Here is a 16,750-nt window from a genome sequence, read left to right on the forward strand (position 1 = left end):
TACCTACTAATTGATAGATTATCACGTAATTTGTTAATTTTGAGGCGTCACGCTGATGGGGCGGTCTGTTGGATTCAAGATAGTGATAGCAATGATGGCATTCGCAGCCAATTCTGTGCTCTGTCGGATTGCGTTGAAAGGCGAACATATTGACCCGGTGACGTTCAGTGACCTTCGCCTGATGAGCGGGGCGGTGGTCTTATTACCACTGTTGTTGAGACGTGAGGGGAAAAAGCAGGGCGTCTGGAGCTTGAAAAGCGGGTTCTTTCTTATGGCCTACGCCCTGTGTTTCTCCCTTGCCTATATCCATTTGGATACAGGAACAGGTGCTTTGCTCTTGTTTGGCGTTGTGCAACTGGCGATGGTGGCCCATGGCCTTTTCCATGGGGAAAGGCTGTCTTTTTCCAGAGCAACGGGGCTTGGGCTGGCTGTAGCCGGCATGGCTGCTCTTCTCTTACCTGGTGCCAAAACGCCCCCCTTGGGCAGCGCTGTTCTGATGGCGCTTTCAGGCCTTGCCTGGGCGGCTTATACCCTCTGCGGAAAGCGCTCTCCCAGCGCAGCGCAGGCCACTGCGGCAAATTTCATCCTTGCTGTACCTTTTGCCCTGGTGTTGTCGCCGTTCATTAGCCAGGGAGCGCACTTCGACGGTATCGGAATTCTCCTGGCAGTGCTCTCTGGTGCGGGTGCTTCTGCCGGAGCCTATGTGCTGTGGTATTCACTTTTACCTCGTCTTGAGTCTGTTGCAGCCAGTACGGTTCAGTTGAGTGTGCCCTGTCTGGCGATGCTGGGAGGCGTAACATTTTTGGGCGAGTCACTGAGCCTCAGAATGGCATTTTCAACGCTGGCAGTCCTTGCGGGCATTATGTTGGTGATCAAGGCACCGGGGCAGAAAATACGGCACTGATATCAACGTGCCAGTCATGACTTGATCACTCTGCAAATGGTTTTTTAGGTTTTAAAGCAAAGGAATATCTAATCGTTAGCAAAATCAGTGACGCTGTGACCTCTTTGGATAAACTAATCGGGTAACCTCTATGAAATACGATTTTGATGAAGCAGTGGACAGGGCAGGGACAGACAGCTTAACCGTCGACGGCTGGCGTGAATATATGTTTGGTGCCCATGAAGGCCCCGCGCCGGAAGTACCGGCCAATGGTTTTATAAACCTCTGGGTAGCAGATATGGCTTTTTCCACCCCCGAGCCGGTGCTTGAAGCCATACGTTCCCGGTTAGATAAAAAAATTCTTGGCTACACCCGCATTTATGACAGGGATTACTATGAGATTTTTGGGGCCTGGTGTGAAAGGAATTACGGATATCGGTTTCAGGAAGAAAGCATTGTTTTCTCCCCTGGTATTATCCCTGCGCTTAACCGATTGGTGCCGTTACTGACCCACGAAGAAGACAGCATCCTCATCCTGACCCCTTCTTACGCACCGTTTAAAAAAGCCGGAGACTATAGCGGTCGTCGCGTCGTCGATTGCCCGCTTAGAAATAACGAAGGCCACTGGGCGGTAGATTTTGAGGCAATGGAACAAGCCCTGAGCGATGAGCAGCAGCGAATTAAAGCCTTCTTTCTCTGTAACCCGCATAATCCCACCGGGCGAGTTTGGCGACGTGATGAGTTGCAGAAAATGATAGCGTTATGCCTTAAACATGATGTGTGGGTTATTTCTGATGAAATCCACTGTGATTTATCCCGCTCGGGTGTCACGCATATCCCCGCCGCGTCAATTTTTCCTGAAAATCATAAAATTATCACCTGCATGTCGACCAGCAAAACGTTCAACCTGGCGGGTAACCTGCTTGCAAACATCATGATCCCTGATGCCTCAGTGAGAGCCGAATGGCTTCGCCTGCATGATGATTTTATCTCTCCGCTGAGCCTGGTGGCTAACAAGGCCGCCTGGTCCGAGTGCGATGAGTGGTTGACTCAGGTCAGGCACTACATTGACGAGAACTTCCGTTTTCTGCAGGACTACCTGGGGACATATCATCCGCTGGCCCGTTTTATCATTCCGGAAGGGACTTATCTTGCCTGGATTGATATCTCTCGTTTGGTAGATGTCAGTAATCAGGAAGAGGTAACCCTCTTTTTTGCCAGACATGCGGGTGTATTGCTTGAAGGGGGGCAAATGTTTGTCAGTAACGGCGACGGGCACATCCGCCTTAATCTGGCTTGTCCACGCGCTATGCTTGCTGAGGGGCTCAACCGCATAAGCAAGGCATTGAGTGCGAGTTCTGGCGATGCTACCTGAACGATGACCGCAGCGATGCTGCCTGGAGAACAAAATGACGAAACACTATGACTATATCGCGATTGGTGGTGGTAGCGGTGGTATCGCCTCAATCAACCGTGCGGCGATGTATGAGCAGAAATGCGCTTTGATTGAAGCGCGGGAGTTGGGCGGGACTTGCGTCAATGTGGGGTGTGTACCGAAAAAAATAATGTGGCACGCTGCGCAAATCGCAGAGGCCATTCATCTTTATGGCCCAGACTATGGCTTCGATACCACATTAAACCGCCTTGACTGGGCTAACTTGCTAAAAAACCGCAGTGCCTATATCGATCGTATTCATACTTCATACGAAAATGTGTTAGGTAAAAACAAGGTAGATGTCATCAAAGGTTTTGCCCGGTTTGTGGACGCGCATACGGTGGAGGTCAACGGGGAAACGATTACCGCTGACCATATATTGATAGCCACCGGTGGTCGCCCTAGCCATTCCTCTATTCCGGGAGCGGAATACGGAATTGATTCAGATGGTTTTTTTGCGCTTGAGGCGCTACCGGAGCGCACTGCAGTTGTTGGTGCAGGCTACATTGCTGTTGAACTGGCAGGTGTTCTCAATGCATTGGGGTCAAAAACCCATTTGTTCGTACGTAAGCATGCGCCTTTGCGCAGTTTTGACCCGTTGCTCACAGAAACACTGGTTGAAGTCATGAACGTCGAAGGCCCAACGTTGCACACCCAAGCGATCCCCACTGCAGTGGTCAAAAACCAGGACGGCAGCCTGACACTGAAGCTGGAAGATGGTCGTGAACAAACGGTTGACTGTTTGATCTGGGCGATTGGCCGTGAGCCAGCCAATGACAAGTTGAACGTTGAGATGGCGGGTGTTGAACTCGATGAAAAAGGGTACGTCAAAGTTGATAAATATCAGAATACCAACGTGCCGGGTGTTTACGCGGTGGGTGATAATACCGGTGCGGTTGAGTTAACACCGGCAGCTGTTGCTGCGGGCCGTCGCCTTTCAGAACGCTTGTTTAACAACAAGCCGGATGAGTATCTGGATTACAACAATATCCCCACAGTCGTCTTTAGCCACCCAACAATAGGTACCGTTGGCCTGACTGAACCCCAGGCGCGTGAGGAATATGGTGATGATCAGGTGAAAGTTTATCAGTCATCTTTTACCGCCATGTACACCGGCGTGACGCGTCATCGCCAGCCATCCCGCATGAAGCTGGTATGTGTGGGGTTGGAAGAGAAAATCGTCGGTATCCACGGTATCGGTTTAGGCATGGATGAAATACTGCAAGGCTTTGCTGTTGCGCTGAAAATGGGAGCAACGAAGAGAGACTTCGACAATACCGTGGCAATTCACCCAACTGCGGCAGAAGAATTTGTCACGATGAGATAATGGTGAGTAGTGCCATTTAGCACGTGACGGGAGGGCTGGAGGTTTGTTAAACAACGGCCCGTAATGAGTACGTATTATATTGAGATAAGAATGAACAAATACATCCTCGCGTTATCTGCTGCACTTATCGGCTCGCAGGTTCAGGCAGCAACGCCCGCAGCGCTTCCCGCACCGATCAAGCAGTTGGAAAAACAAGGTATAGAAATAATCAAACCCTTCACGGCTCCCGGTGGGGTTCAGGGCTGGTTGGGAAAATATCAGGGAACGGGGGTGACAATTTATCTGACCCCCGATAAAAAACATGCCATATCAGGTTATATGTACGATGAGAATGGAAGTAACCTCAGCGAACAGGTCATAAAAGAGGAGATTTACATCCCTGCTGGCCGCGAGATGTGGAAAACACTGTCCAAAGCTGCCGGTATCACGGAAGGCAGCAATAATGCAAATTGTCAGATTGTCGTGTTTGCCGATCCTTTTTGTCCTTACTGTACAAAATTCAGACAGGAAGTGCAGCCCTATATTAAGGACAATACAATCGCTTTGAAAACGCAGTTAGTGGGTGTCATGCAGCCCGACAGTGGCCGTTACGCGGCTGCGATATTGTCTTCTGAAAACCCCGCGAAGGTCTGGCAGGATTTCGAGTTGTCGGGTGGCAAAAACAAGCCTGCACTTTTGGAGAAAACGCCGCAGCCGATTTTCTCGCAGATCCAATACAACCAGAAATTGATGGAAGATGTGGGGGCAAGCGGTACGCCAGCAATTTATTATCTTAACCACGCCAACATGCTTCAACAGATCGTCGGTCTGCCGGACCAGGAACAGATGGCCAATCTTATAGCGTGTAAATAGTTTCTGAGTCACTGGCTGCGAAATGGGTAAATTCACACATGGATGTGGGGATTTTATGAGTACACCCCTTAAAATCCTATTTTTATCTTGTGCTTATGTGGCTATCAGATCTTTTCGCTATGTGTTTTGTACTGCTTTAGAATGGCGCAGCGCAAAGTGAACGGATTGAAATGTAAATCAGCTACCCTAACTAACGAAACCCGATGCAACCTGGAGAAAAGACATGAACAGAGCTCAATTGTTTTCTTATCTTTTTTTAACGGGATTTTCCGTTATAGCGTTTGCCTGTCAGGGAGGTGAAGGCGGGAAAGGCGGAACTGGAGGAAAAGGGGGATCCGTGGTAATCGGTAATCAAAACGGTGGGGCTGGTCTTAATGGAAAAAACGGAAAATCTGGGATGAATGGTTGTCCCGGTGGAACTCAGGCCACACCAGATGGGCATTTTTATCTGCGAGGAACACATGAGCAATGTAACCCGTTTCACGCCAAAAAACAGAAATCACAGGCCACAGCGTCACTGATTGAGAGCACATAATGTAAAGCCTTGCCACCGTCTAAAAAACTCTGCTCTCTTCACCCATTATCATCAGATGTGTCAGCTATCACACCGCCAAAAGATAAGACTCATTTGCTCATGTCAAAAGAGCAGGTAAAAGTGTACTCTTATGAGTAAATTGCAGGGGTAACAGTTTAACTCAGCTGATATTGTCTTTGGATGAAGATGGAATGCTCTATGCCTAAACGTATAAAAAACAGCCGCTGGTCAGGTTACGATCCCCGCTATATCTATTCTCTCGTCGTCCGACGTTACTTTGTTGAGATGAAGACCAAAACTGAGATTGCTGAAGAACTCGAGATTTCGAGATTTAAAGCGGCGCGTCTTATCGATGAGGCAATAAAGGAAGAGTATGTGAAGTTTCTCTTTCCAAAGCAGCAACTGCTTGACGAAGAGATCGCACTTAATCTCTGCGGAAAGTATGGTCTGCAGAAGGCAATCGTGCTTTCCGTGTCAGAATCCTGGTCCAATCAGGAAGAACTGAATGAGAAGCTGGGGGGTATCACTGCAAGTTATCTCAACAATAATCTCGCTGAGGGAATGAAGGTTGGTATTGCCTGGGGACGCGTTTTATCCAGCACAGTGAGTCAACTCACCAGCTTGCCGGCATTAGATGTTGTTCAGCTATCTGGCGTTCATCCCGGCATTGAATTTAGCCAGGGTCCGATCGACCTTATCCACAGACTGTCGACTATCTCTCAGGGCAAGGCTCATCCTATGTATGTGCCGATGTGGGTGGATGATGAAAGCCTGGCCCAAAAACTGGCCAGTGATCCGGCTGTGGTGGATACCCAACAATATTATTCTCAGCTGGATGTTGTCATCACCGGTATTGGCGCCTGGAAAACGGGCTCATCCAGTTTGTGTGATATTTTTCCCGAGTCGTGGCAAAAAAATCTGTTTGAGAAAGATATCGCTGCGGATGTCTGCATTACTCTCGTTAACAGTAAAGGCGAGATCCTTGATAGCCCGATGAGCCGTCTTGGGTTTGGTATTTCAACCGAACAATTGCGTAACACGAAAACCGTGATTGGTGTGGCGGGGGGAGAACAGAAGTATGAAGGCATCGTCGCTTCCCTCAAGTCAGGCCTTTTAGATGTGTTAATCACTGACTTCGATACTGCGGTGAAGCTTGTCAATTCCTGATTGAAATAGATCCCGGAACATCAGCAACAGGGGCGTAGCCCGCGCCCTTGATCACCTTCCTCTCAGGCATGCATTAGGCACTGCTATCAGTCATTCAGTAAACCCTCATGACTTAGATCAGAGCATGGCCAAATCCTCTGACATAGGTCAGTTCGCATATATAATCCTTCAAAAAATCTATTATCCGTCTGATTTATAATAAAAATTTTACTTCCCCTCTCCGGTTGACTTGATTGATCTAAAAGATGAATTACTCGATGTTGCTCATATGAGCAATTATTTACGTGCACTTATGCATTTATTTTGTGATCAGCTTATAACTTTTGCATGTTTTCTGTTTGCGCGGAAAATTGGCATGCTATAAATGCTCATGTGATCTATTGTGTTTGCTCTAATGAGCAAAAAAGCGAGGTGAAAAGGTGAGTACAGTCGCTATTAATGTTGCAGATGGTGCAGCATTCAAAAATTACGATGAGGTGCTGCAGCACATCCATGAAAGGCTGTATTCAGAAGGGATAGTGAAAAAGACCTATCTGGCAGCACTGCGCGAACGCGAAGCCATGTATCCAACCGGTATTTTGCTTGATGGTTATTCTGTGGCGATCCCACATTGCGACAGCAACCAGGCCAACAGCCCGTCGATTTATATTATTCGCTTACCTGAACCGGTTCAGGTTGATCAGGCTGATGGCGACGATAAATTGTGGGTCAAACTCATTATCAATTTGGTCGTTACCGATCCGGCTAATCAGTTGCAACTGCTGAAGGCCCTTTTTAGTAATCTTCAAATGGAAGACTTTTATCAAAATTTACTTGAGCTTCCTTCCGAGAAAGCGCAGGCACTTTTTATTTCCACCGTCATGCAATAAGAGTTCAGGAGCATAATGATGATTAATATCCTCGTAGCCTGCGGGAGCGGTGTCGCAACGTCAACTATCGCTGCTGATGAAGTGAAATCCGTGTGTACAGAATATGGCATTACTCAGTTCAAAATAAATAAATGCAGCATGTCAGAACTTCCTTCTGAATTACAGAATGCTGATGTGATTTTAACCACGAATAACTACAAAGGTGATATCGGAAAACCGCATATGAGTGTGGCCGGGTTTATCACCGGGATTAATGAAGCTGTGTTACGAAAAAAACTAGGGGATTTATTAACAGAGCTGGCTAAAAACTAATAAGAAAACACAGGGGATGACAAGATGGACATGTTAAAAAACATAATGCTAACGATAACAAGCATGGGGGCAACGGCAATCCTACCACTTGTCATCTTCATTTTGGGTTTGGTTTTCCGCATGAAAGTCGGTGCTGCCATTAAGTCTGGTATCACCGTGGGTATCGGTTTTATTGGTTTAGGTTTGGTTGTTAATCTGTTGAGTACATCCCTGCAGCCGGCAATTGCCTACTATTCAAAACTGGGAAGCGGATTCACTGTGGCTGATATCGGATGGCCTGCGGTGGGCGCGGCCGCATGGGTGGCACCCTTTGCCGCTTTAGTTGTTCCAGTGGGTATTATTCTTAATTTGCTACTTGTTCGGCTTAAATTAACCAAAACGCTGAACGTTGATATCTGGAATTATATGCACTTCCTGGTTCCCGGCGCGCTGGCCTATTTCGTGTTTGACAGCTTCTTTATCGGTTTTGGCGTGGCAGTCGCACTTAGCGTTATCGCTCTGTTTATTGGCGATTTAATTGCTCCCCGTTGGCAGAAATATTATGGCCTGGAAGGGACGACCTGTACCACCATGATCCATATAGGCTGGACATTACCTTTTGCACTGCTGGTCAATAAAATTATCGACCTGATCCCCGGCCTGAACAAGCTCGACGTTGATTTGGAGAGCGTACAGAAACGTCTGGGTGTGTTTGGTGAACCCGCTATCATCGGTGTCATTGTAGGTTGTCTGCTTGGACTGCTGACGAAACAGCCTGTGACCACTATTGTCCCGATGGCAATGGGGGTGGCTGCGGTAATGGTGCTCCTGCCTAAAGTGGTGGGTGTCCTGATGGAAGGACTGTCTCCAATTGGGAAAAGTGCCAAAGAGATTATGCAAAAGCAGATGGGTAAAGACGCCGAACTGAACATCGGTATGGATTGTGCCCTGGCACTGGGCGACCCAGCGACCATCACCGTCACCGTTATCACCATTCCGTTGACCATGCTTTGCGCACTGATTTTACCGGGGATCATGATTTTCCCCATCGGCGTTCTGATGTCAATCATCTATATGACAACCATGACCGTAATGGCCAGCAACGGAAACGTCATCCGCTCAATTATTTCAACCTTACTGTTCAGTATTGTCGTGATGTATTTAGGAGGGTATGTGGCTCCGGGTGCAACCCAATTCCTGCATGGCGCAGGCGTCGGCTTGCAGGGGCAGGGTACTGACTTTGTACTGACTGGCCCGTGGGAAGTATTGACGTATTGGTTGAGCACTGTATTCCATTGATTTTAAAAATGAGGTTTGCTTACCATGGCACAGATTTTACCATCAATTTTTGGCGCGAATATCTTAAGTCTGCAAGATGAGCTCCGTTTTTTAGAAGAAGAGAACACTGAAATATTGCATGTTGATTTAATGGATGGAACCTTCGTAAATAATATTGCCTTTGGGCCGAATCAAATTTCTGCAATGAAAAAAGCCAGCAAAATGACTTTCGACGTACACATGATGCTGGCTAATCCTGAAAGACATATTGATGATGTTATCAATACTGGCGCAGAAATGATCTCAGTGCATTATGAATCAACGCCGCATGTGCATTTTATTTTACAGAAAATAAAAAAGGCCGGGCGAAAAGCCGGTGTGGTCATCAATCCGGGTACGCCTGAAAGTGTTCTGGAATATTTGTTGGACGATATTGATTACATCCTGATTATGACCATTAACCCGGGGCAACCCGGGCAGACTTTCATCGAGAAAAGCCTCGAGAAAATCAGGAAAACCAGAGAAATGATTGCTGGCCGACACATTCAAATTGAAGTCGACGGTGGCGTTAATCTGGAAATAGCGGAAAAAGTACAGGAGGCGGGTGCTGATTTAATTGTTGTCGGTGGCGCATTATTTAATGACAACCCTAAAGCAAGCTATCAGGCATTAAAGTCTGTCATGCATTAAGTATCCAACATACATTCACGCGCTCTTAATTGAGCGCGTAATCATTATGTAGACCGCAGACGTGGGGGATTCCTCTCACGTTAAGTACAAAGATTCAGGAGAACAACCGATGAGTCATTTTGAAGGTAAAGTTGCGCTAATTACCGGTGGTGCGCATGGGATTGGTAAAGGAATTGCAAAACAATTCGCCGAACGCGGTGCGCATACCGTCATTGTCGATTATAACGAGGCTAATGGCATCAAAACTGCGCAAGAACTGACCTTTGGCAATGTTAAATCGCTCTTTGTCAAAACGGACGTCTCTGATCCGCAGGCACTGGCTGAAGTGCGCAGAAAAGTTATCGAAACTTATGGCCGTATCGACATTCTGGTTTTGAACGCAGGTGTCGCTTTTGCCAATAAAGTCAAAGACATTACTTTCGAAGAGTGGAACAAAACACTCTCAATCAACCTGACGGGTTTATTCAATACGGTCAAAGCATTTTACGATGACTTCTTAACTAACCAGGGTTCAATCGTTTACATCTCCTCCGGTTCTGCGCTGTCAGGTACTGGCGGGGGGGTGAGCTATCCGGCCAGTAAAGCGGGGGGGGAAGGTCTTATTCGTGGTCTGGCGAAGGAGTTGGGTCCAAAAGGTGTTAACGTCAACGCTATCGCGCCGCGTCTTATCGACACCGGCGAAATGATGCGTGTTAATTACCCGACGCAGGCAGATTTAGACGCAGTACTGGAGAAAATTCCGGTCCGTCGTCTGGGCACAATCGATGATGTCGCAAACCTGGCCATCTTCCTTGCTGATAAGTCAAATTCTTACATCCAGGGACAGACGATCCTCATGGATGGTGGCCGTACAATTGCCTGACCGGAGGAAAAGAAAATGGGTGTTCAAGAAAATACTGTCAGTATTCTCAGGGAACTAGAACAAAACGCGCTCAATATCGACAATGATCAGGCACAGCATTTTATCGGAAAGATCCGCAATGCGAAGCATATTTTCCTGCAAGGTGCAGGGCGCAGCGGTATTGCCATCCGCGCGTTCGCTAACCGTTTATTGCATTTAGGCTTCTCGGTCAGCGTAGTTGGGGAAATTTCATCACCTCATACGAAAGCGGGTGATTTGTTAATTATTGGTTCAGGCAGTGGCGAAACAGGCAGTCTCAAGAGCCTTGCGCAGAAAGCCGTTGAGTGTGGTGTCGACGTGGCGCTGGTCACCATGAAAAAAGACTCTGCGATTGGCCAGTTGGCCAACTGCGTGCTGGTATTACCGGGAACGGTCAAAACTGAAAACGATCGCACTCTGGGCCAGTTTTCGCAGCCAATGGGTTCCTCTTTCGAGCAACTCTGCTTTATCACCTACGATGCCATCGTGCTTGAACTCATGGACCAACTGCGTGAAACCAGTGAAACCATGTTTAAACGACACGCTGATTTTGAGTAATGACACTGAGCGCTTCGCTGGAAGCGCTCATTCGCTTATAACATCGCATAATTAAAAAGTGGGCAAATTACCCAGGTCATCGCATTTGGTATCATTAGGATCAGTCGTGAGATAAATCCCATCAATAACATGAACCATTGCCCCATAAACCCACTTGTCATTCACGTAGTTAATTGTTTGAAAGCTTGTCTTACCGGCATTTATCAACTCAGCGACAAACTGACGCGAGTTAATTGATGCGTCCTTCTCCCCATTACCGGCTTTGATGATTTTAACGTACTGAATGTGTTGCCCTGCATTGTCTCTGCGTACACCCGAGATGTAAAAGTCTGCCATTTCTCTTGCCCCTGCTGCGCTATGCCGTATAGCCACTTTGCACAACTTAATATCTGCCCTGTTGCAAATATGCCAATGACAGATTGCACAATTTTTCCACTCATTTTGCGCCAGCGCTCAGAGCCTGTATGCGGGGTAACTCACTTGATGCAATTTGTTTGGGTCTTCTGCAGGAGGGCAGCTATAACGTTAATCAAATGCTGAAACAAAAACGGCCAGCTAAGCTGGCCGTTGGATGCGTTCTGTTCGGAATGAGTGCCCTAAGCCTGGGCTTCAGCATGCTCCCATGCGGCTTTGCGAAGATCTGCGGGTTTAAGGTCGCGTGCAGGAATGATCACACCATCGCATTTACCCTGTCGGAACACCGTAATGGTATCTGCCACGTCCAGCAATTCCTCTTCCTCACTCGATACCACGATGACGCAGCAGCCTTTATCTGCCAACTGATGGATGATGCGATAAATATCCGCTTTTGCCCCAATGTCGACGCCTTTGGTCGGCTCATCCAGCAATACCAGATTGGCGTTTTGCGCAATGACCCTGGCGAGCAGAACTTTTTGCTGATTGCCGCCGGAAAGCGATTTAATCGGTCCGCTCAGCGTTCCCAGCGTATTCATCTTGCTTAGCAACTCAGCGGCGGCCTGCCGCGCAGCGCTGTGACTGACAAATCCGCCAGAACGGAATTTTTTCAGAACCGGCAGCATGGCGTTGGCATAACTCGACATCTGAGGAATGAAGCCATCTTTTTTACGTTCTTCTGTCAGGTAAGCAATCCCCTTATCAATGGCTTTTGCCGGTGAAGAAGGATGGTATTCTTTGTGACCCAGCCGGATGTCACCACCGGTAACGGTTTCCAACCCAAACAGCGTCTGGCACAAGCGCGTTCGGCCTGCGCCGGCCAGCCCGTATATACCCAAAATTTCCCCGCGATATGCCTCAAGGTTGATGCCTTTCAGGCGATCAGTCTGCAGGTTTGTGACCGAGAGCCAGGGTTTGCCCATCGCGCCGCGGATCAGACTACGGCTGTTAGACGGCGCCTGATAAGCATTTGCATCGCCCACAATAGCGTCAATGATGGCGCTTTTGCTCAGCGTCTTTTTGCCTTCGTTATAAATCACTCGGCCGCCGCACATGACGGTTGCTTCATCACAAACACCCAACACTTCGTCTAATTTATGAGAGACCAGCACTACGCCAATCTGCTTTTCGCGTGCGATACGTTGTACTGCCTGCAGCAGTTCTTCTGCCTGCGCACCTTCCAGCGCGGTCGTCGGTTCATCGAGGAAAAGAAAACGGGCGTCGCGATCAAGGTTAGAAACCACTTCCAGCATCTGCTTTTCAGGATGTGACAGATTTTTGACCAGCGCGGTAGCGCTGAAACTCAGATGGTAATCATTTAGTACTTTCTCGGTATGCGCGATCATACTTGCATCATCTATAAAGCCACTGCCTTTACGACATTCACGTCCGAGAAAAAGGTTTTGCCAGACGCTCATGCCGGGAATGAGACGGAGTTCCTGATACACACAAGCAATACCTTTGTTGAGTGCATCCCGTGGCGAAGCAAGGTGCACCGGCGTTTCGCCGATCATCAGCTCTCCACTATCCTGCGTGTTAACGCCCGCCAGGATTTTCAGTAGCGTTGATTTACCCGCCCCATTATGGCCAAAGAGGCCGTGGATCTCGCCAGGCTTTACGCTGAAATCCACACCGTGGAGAACCTGCACACCCGAAAAACCGATTTTGACCTGCTTCGCCACATAATTCATCATTCTTCGCCTTTCACTTAAGTCAGTATGCTGAACCCATTACCGATGCTGCGTTGTCTTTGGTGACCAGCAGCGGTGGGTTGTTGATCATGGCTGGAACCTGTTCACCGTTCAGACTCTTCTTGGCATTTTCAACCAGCAACTGAGCCAGTTTAACCGGCTCCTGAATCGCACCGGCTTTCAATATGCTGTTGTTCTGAACGGCTTTGACGCCTTCTTTATCCACAAACGCATACAGCTTCACTTTGTCACTGACCCCCAGTTGCTGGATTGCCGCCAGTGACCCGAGCGCGGAAGGTTCGGTGTCTGAGTACACGACGTTAATTTCTGGCCTGCCCTGCAGCATTTCAGTGGTGACTTTCAGGGAGGTTGTTTCTTCTACTTTGCCATTGACCAGCGCGACGAACTTAATGTTTTTGTTGGATGCCACGGCTTCCTTGAAGCCTTCATCACGTGCATTTGCGGCAATGGATGTTGGTTCTCCCACGATACCCACTGTCGCCGTGCCATTTTCACCAATGTCTTTCAACAACTGCTGGCCAATGAGCTTGCCGCCTTCACGCTGATCGGTCTGAACACCTTGAACCAGCGTGACGTTTTGCTGCTTCATCCCCTCGGTATCCGGAAGGATGTTGATGGCAAACGCCGGAATTTTTGCCTGATTAAGCTGGTTTATGATCGACACGCACGGGCCTGAGGAGACGCAGTTCACTGCGACCGCATCCACCTTCTGTTCAATGAAGTTCTGCACCTGCGAAAGTTGCTTGGCATCGTCATTATCAGCAATCGAAATTTTTACGTTCAAGCCCTGTGCCGCTGCATTGTCTTCAAAGCTTTTTTTCATGGCAACGTAATAAGGGTTGGTGAGGTTCGGCAGCGTAACGCCCAATGTTTTTTTGCCGGCACCCACGGTGCTTTCAGTATCCTCACGGTTACAGCCGGCGAGCATGCAGGACAGTGCGACTATCGCTGCACCTGCGGTGATTGTGGTACGGAGTTTCATGTTTATCTCCTGGATATATGTAGGTCAGGGTTTAAGAAGCGTTATTGTTGTGTTTTGCGTGACTTCCTGACTTTGAGCCAGGGGATCACGATTTTTTTCGAGGTACGTAAGGTATCGAAAGTGACGCCGAACAGGATGATCAGGCCGATGACCAGCGGCTGCCAGTAGGCACTGACGTTCAGCACGTTCATCAGATTCGATATTGAGGCAATAAGCATGGCGCCAATCATCGCGCCGATAAGGCTGCCAGTGCCGCCAAACAGACTGACGCCACCTACCACCGCACCCGCTATTGAGAAGAACAGTTCGTCACCACGGCCCGCCGTCGGATAGCCTGTCATCAGACGCGATCCATAAATCAGGCCGCCGCATGCCGCACAAAGCCCGGAAATTGCATACACCAACAGGGTGATGCGTGGAATGCTGATCCCCGATAAGCGTGCAGCATCTGCGTTACCGCCTACCGCATAGATGTGAGTCCCGGTGATGGTGCGGCGCAGGAAGATGACACCAATAACAATGGCCAGCAGCAGCGCTATGACAGGGAACGGAATACCCAGCGGTTTTGACTGACCGATGAGGCTGTAACCAATTTGCGTCACGCGTATCGATTCGGCGCCGGTGATAATTTGTGGTATGGATGCCGCAACCCCCATCATCGCAAAAGTGACAATGAATGGCGGCACGCCGGTGCGTTCGATTATCAGACCATTTACCAGCCCACTCAGCGCACCCACCGCCAAAACGATGGGTACGGCAAGCTGCCACGGAATGCCAAATTTCTCCATCAGCAAAGCTGCAACCACGCAGGTCATCGCCACGATGGAGCCGCAGGAGAGGTCGATACCCCCGGTCAGCAGGACAAAGGATTGTCCCAGGCAAAGGAAGCCGATGACCGCGCCGTTCAGAAGCAACACCATCATGTTCGAAACAGTCAGGAAGTTAGGCGTGGCGATAAACCCGCCCAGCATGACCAGTAAGAAAACAACGGCGATACCCGCTTCTGCAGGGACTTTGAGCGGCTGCTTAGGCGGTTTGATTTTTGCAGGGGTAGTTATTGAACTCATTGCAGCTCTCCTGATAATGCATTGGCATAGGTAACGTAAGCGTCCAGGACATGGCGCGCATCTTGTTGTGGCTCGGCCACTTTCTCAAGCGGCACACTCCAGCGATCGGCCATTTCAATATTTGTGCATCCCAGCACGGCAGCAGCAGCCTGAATGGCTGCACCCGCGGCTGCCGTTTCACCCACCGGAGAAATCCAAACGGGCTTGCCCGTCAGGTCAGCCAGAATCTGACGATAGGCTCGTGACTTTGCGCCGCCGCCGGTGACAACAATGCGACCGTCGTCAGTGAAGCCATGTTGTTTCAGTACCAGACCGCCCGCCAGAAGGCCGCACAGTACGCCTTCCACGGTGGCGCGAGCCATATCCTGCATCGTTGTGGTGGTACGTAATCCGCGCATGTGTCCCGTGGCGTCAGGAAGGTTGGGGGTGCGCTCGCCGTCCAGCCACGGAACAAGCTGAAGACCGTTGGCGCCGGGTGGCGAACTCAGCGCGAGCTCGTCGAATTCGTCAGGGGTAACGCGCAGCATTTTGCGAAATGTATCGGTGACTTTGGCGGAGTTCAATGTAGTAATCATGGGGATAAAGCGATCGGCCGCATCGGCATAACCGTTGATGGTGCCGGTGCTGTCGGTAATCCCTTTCCTGGTGATGCCATATAACGTACCGCTGGTCCCGATAGAGATACCGGTATCACCGGTTTTCAGGTTCATACCCAGTGCGGCAGACATGTTATCGCCGGTCCCGACACCCACGATTGCACCCGCCAGTTCCTCCAGCTCAGGCATCAACTTCACCACGCCTGCAGGTTGATGCGACGGGATGATAGTGGGCCAGCGGGAAATCCAGTCAATTTGACTGTTAACCACCGCTGCCAGCTGTGGTTCCCAGCTATTGGTGAAGGGGTTGAAGTAACCCGTACCGGATGCCCCGCCGCGCTCGCACACAAAGCTACCGCTCAGACGGTAAACCAGATAATCAAACGGCAGCATGATGCGGTGGGCTTTTTCCAGCAGCCCCGGATAATTTTGTTCTGTCCAGGCCAGTTTAGAAATGGTCATTGCTGGCCCCGGAACGGAGCCCGTCAGGCGTGCCCATTCTTCCGGAGCAATCTTCTCGCACAATTCACGCGCTTGCGGTGCAGACTCCGTGTCATTCCACAGCTTCGCAGGACGCAGCGGGCGATCGTGATTATCAAGCATGACGAGGCCGTGCCCCTGGCCACCGACAGCCAGACCTGCAATACGTGGCCACCATTGTTTTAATTCAGTGAGCGCGGAGACTAATGCATCCCACCAGGCTTGCGGATCCTGCTCGCTACACGGCGGTGTGGTCGGTGGATGCAACTTACGAGCCTGTGCGATCACCTTGCCATTTTCAAGACTACGCAGCATGACGGTACAAGACTGGGTGGAGGAATCTATACCCGCAACAAGGTCCTGTTTCATTGAACTACCTCTGAACTATCGTTAAGAAATGACAGAGCTGAAAGCGATAACTGAATGACAAGCAAACTGGGTTATGGTTTTAGATACTCAGTTTTGTGCTCATATGATCAGTTTTGTTTGCTCGTTTGTAAGATATAAACAATACCCACCGTAATAAATTCGTCAATTGTCGTGTTAAGGGAACGTTACGTAGCTCTCACTTTTAGTTTCACCTGGCAGCTCTGATGGTTTGTTCGTTTGAACAGTGAAATAACCTTGATTTTTTGCGGTCAGGTAGAAATTAGCTCTGAGCTTGATCTTCTGTATGGAGTTTAAGATTGTTTATTTTGGCAAGGGCAGTTATTTGAAGGGGTTTTATTTGCAAA

General features: G+C 49.2%; 17 protein-coding genes. 12 read left to right on the plus strand and 5 right to left on the minus strand.

From position 1 onward, the window contains the following. Window positions 1-55 precede the first annotated feature (55 nt). The 12 genes from JLG71_RS09825 (at window position 56) to hxlB (ending at window position 10,765) form a co-directional block, all read left to right on the plus strand. Window positions 56-904 carry a DMT family transporter gene (locus tag JLG71_RS09825; protein WP_049112351.1) on the plus strand — a complete coding sequence of 283 codons (849 nt, stop codon included), beginning with the start codon at window positions 56-58 and terminating at the stop codon, window positions 902-904. A 130-nt stretch (window positions 905-1,034) separates the two neighbouring features. Then, window positions 1,035-2,258 (plus strand): MalY/PatB family protein, encoded by a 1,224-nt coding sequence (locus tag JLG71_RS09830; RefSeq protein ID WP_049112349.1) that lies wholly within the window; start codon window positions 1,035-1,037, stop codon window positions 2,256-2,258. A 34-nt stretch (window positions 2,259-2,292) separates the two neighbouring features. Beyond that, complete coding sequence (gene gorA, locus JLG71_RS09835) at window positions 2,293-3,645, plus strand: glutathione-disulfide reductase (protein WP_064375575.1); 1,353 nt, start codon at window positions 2,293-2,295, stop codon at window positions 3,643-3,645. A 90-nt stretch (window positions 3,646-3,735) separates the two neighbouring features. Then, the gene (gene dsbG / locus JLG71_RS09840; RefSeq protein ID WP_049112396.1) at window positions 3,736-4,497 is read left to right on the plus strand and encodes a thiol:disulfide interchange protein DsbG; all 762 of its coding nucleotides are present in this window, start codon (window positions 3,736-3,738) and stop codon (window positions 4,495-4,497) included. A 223-nt stretch (window positions 4,498-4,720) separates the two neighbouring features. Next, a complete protein-coding gene (locus JLG71_RS09845; RefSeq protein WP_072351805.1) occupies window positions 4,721-5,032 on the plus strand; it encodes a hypothetical protein in 312 nt (103 codons plus the stop codon). Window positions 5,033-5,230: 198 nt separating this feature from the next. Continuing rightward, complete coding sequence (locus JLG71_RS09850) at window positions 5,231-6,199, plus strand: sugar-binding transcriptional regulator (protein WP_015697025.1); 969 nt, start codon at window positions 5,231-5,233, stop codon at window positions 6,197-6,199. Window positions 6,200-6,618: 419 nt separating this feature from the next. Beyond that, a complete protein-coding gene (gene gatA, locus JLG71_RS09855; RefSeq protein WP_181523129.1) occupies window positions 6,619-7,068 on the plus strand; it encodes a PTS galactitol transporter subunit IIA in 450 nt (149 codons plus the stop codon). Window positions 7,069-7,086: 18 nt separating this feature from the next. After that, window positions 7,087-7,380 (plus strand): PTS sugar transporter subunit IIB, encoded by a 294-nt coding sequence (locus JLG71_RS09860; protein ID WP_024359913.1) that lies wholly within the window; start codon window positions 7,087-7,089, stop codon window positions 7,378-7,380. Between the two features lie 24 nt (window positions 7,381-7,404). Next, window positions 7,405-8,658, plus strand: a complete 1,254-nt coding sequence (locus JLG71_RS09865; RefSeq protein WP_020439340.1) for a PTS transporter subunit IIC — start codon at window positions 7,405-7,407, stop codon at window positions 8,656-8,658. A 24-nt stretch (window positions 8,659-8,682) separates the two neighbouring features. After that, on the plus strand, window positions 8,683-9,327 hold the full coding sequence (gene rpe, locus JLG71_RS09870) for a ribulose-phosphate 3-epimerase (RefSeq protein ID WP_049089944.1): 645 nt from the start codon (window positions 8,683-8,685) through the stop codon (window positions 9,325-9,327). A 109-nt stretch (window positions 9,328-9,436) separates the two neighbouring features. Beyond that, window positions 9,437-10,189: an SDR family NAD(P)-dependent oxidoreductase gene (locus tag JLG71_RS09875; RefSeq protein WP_015697030.1), complete on the plus strand. Its 753-nt coding sequence runs from the start codon at window positions 9,437-9,439 to the stop codon at window positions 10,187-10,189. 15 nt (window positions 10,190-10,204) lie between these two features. Beyond that, window positions 10,205-10,765 carry a 6-phospho-3-hexuloisomerase gene (gene hxlB / locus JLG71_RS09880; RefSeq protein ID WP_049112345.1) on the plus strand — a complete coding sequence of 187 codons (561 nt, stop codon included), beginning with the start codon at window positions 10,205-10,207 and terminating at the stop codon, window positions 10,763-10,765. A gap of 51 nt (window positions 10,766-10,816) precedes the next feature. On the opposite strand, the gene JLG71_RS09885 is transcribed toward hxlB, so the two are convergent. The 5 genes from JLG71_RS09885 to xylB all read right to left on the minus strand — a co-directional run bounded on the left by JLG71_RS09885 (window position 10,817) and on the right by xylB (window position 16,385). Further along, window positions 10,817-11,101, minus strand: a complete 285-nt coding sequence (locus JLG71_RS09885; protein ID WP_049112343.1) for a DUF3892 domain-containing protein — start codon at window positions 11,099-11,101, stop codon at window positions 10,817-10,819. A gap of 260 nt (window positions 11,102-11,361) precedes the next feature. Next, the gene (locus JLG71_RS09890; protein ID WP_020439335.1) at window positions 11,362-12,870 is read right to left on the minus strand and encodes a sugar ABC transporter ATP-binding protein; all 1,509 of its coding nucleotides are present in this window, start codon (window positions 12,868-12,870) and stop codon (window positions 11,362-11,364) included. 22 nt (window positions 12,871-12,892) lie between these two features. Further along, window positions 12,893-13,873, minus strand: coding sequence for a substrate-binding domain-containing protein (locus tag JLG71_RS09895; RefSeq protein ID WP_049112342.1), 981 nt, complete (start codon window positions 13,871-13,873; stop codon window positions 12,893-12,895). Between the two features lie 41 nt (window positions 13,874-13,914). Next, window positions 13,915-14,940 (minus strand): ABC transporter permease, encoded by a 1,026-nt coding sequence (locus JLG71_RS09900; protein ID WP_032693575.1) that lies wholly within the window; start codon window positions 14,938-14,940, stop codon window positions 13,915-13,917. Continuing rightward, entirely contained in the window at window positions 14,937-16,385 is a 1,449-nt protein-coding gene (gene xylB / locus JLG71_RS09905) for a xylulokinase (protein ID WP_072351807.1), read from the minus strand. The genes JLG71_RS09900 and xylB overlap by 4 nt, the downstream gene beginning before the upstream one ends. Between the last annotated feature and the right edge of the window lie 365 nt (window positions 16,386-16,750).

This window comes from Klebsiella michiganensis, assembly GCF_015139575.1.
In the GTDB taxonomy this organism is placed as follows: Bacteria; Pseudomonadota; Gammaproteobacteria; order Enterobacterales; family Enterobacteriaceae; genus Klebsiella; species Klebsiella michiganensis.

Excerpts from the sequence above, each read along its gene's own strand:
- rpe (WP_049089944.1), top strand. The coding sequence starts at position 8,683 with ATGGCACAGATTTTACCATCAATTTTTGGCGCGAATATCTTAAGTCTG.
- JLG71_RS09830 (WP_049112349.1), top strand. The coding sequence starts at position 1,035 with ATGAAATACGATTTTGATGAAGCAGTGGACAGGGCAGGGACAGACAGC.
- JLG71_RS09885 (WP_049112343.1), bottom strand. The coding sequence starts at position 11,101 with ATGGCAGACTTTTACATCTCGGGTGTACGCAGAGACAATGCAGGGCAA.
- JLG71_RS09850 (WP_015697025.1), top strand. The coding sequence starts at position 5,231 with ATGCCTAAACGTATAAAAAACAGCCGCTGGTCAGGTTACGATCCCCGC.
- JLG71_RS09895 (WP_049112342.1), bottom strand. The coding sequence starts at position 13,873 with ATGAAACTCCGTACCACAATCACCGCAGGTGCAGCGATAGTCGCACTG.
- JLG71_RS09860 (WP_024359913.1), top strand. The coding sequence starts at position 7,087 with ATGATTAATATCCTCGTAGCCTGCGGGAGCGGTGTCGCAACGTCAACT.
- gorA (WP_064375575.1), top strand. The coding sequence starts at position 2,293 with ATGACGAAACACTATGACTATATCGCGATTGGTGGTGGTAGCGGTGGT.
- JLG71_RS09900 (WP_032693575.1), bottom strand. The coding sequence starts at position 14,940 with ATGAGTTCAATAACTACCCCTGCAAAAATCAAACCGCCTAAGCAGCCG.
- JLG71_RS09890 (WP_020439335.1), bottom strand. The coding sequence starts at position 12,870 with ATGAATTATGTGGCGAAGCAGGTCAAAATCGGTTTTTCGGGTGTGCAG.
- JLG71_RS09825 (WP_049112351.1), top strand. The coding sequence starts at position 56 with ATGGGGCGGTCTGTTGGATTCAAGATAGTGATAGCAATGATGGCATTC.
- JLG71_RS09845 (WP_072351805.1), top strand. The coding sequence starts at position 4,721 with ATGAACAGAGCTCAATTGTTTTCTTATCTTTTTTTAACGGGATTTTCC.
- hxlB (WP_049112345.1), top strand. The coding sequence starts at position 10,205 with ATGGGTGTTCAAGAAAATACTGTCAGTATTCTCAGGGAACTAGAACAA.
- xylB (WP_072351807.1), bottom strand. The coding sequence starts at position 16,385 with ATGAAACAGGACCTTGTTGCGGGTATAGATTCCTCCACCCAGTCTTGT.
- dsbG (WP_049112396.1), top strand. The coding sequence starts at position 3,736 with ATGAACAAATACATCCTCGCGTTATCTGCTGCACTTATCGGCTCGCAG.
- JLG71_RS09865 (WP_020439340.1), top strand. The coding sequence starts at position 7,405 with ATGGACATGTTAAAAAACATAATGCTAACGATAACAAGCATGGGGGCA.
- JLG71_RS09875 (WP_015697030.1), top strand. The coding sequence starts at position 9,437 with ATGAGTCATTTTGAAGGTAAAGTTGCGCTAATTACCGGTGGTGCGCAT.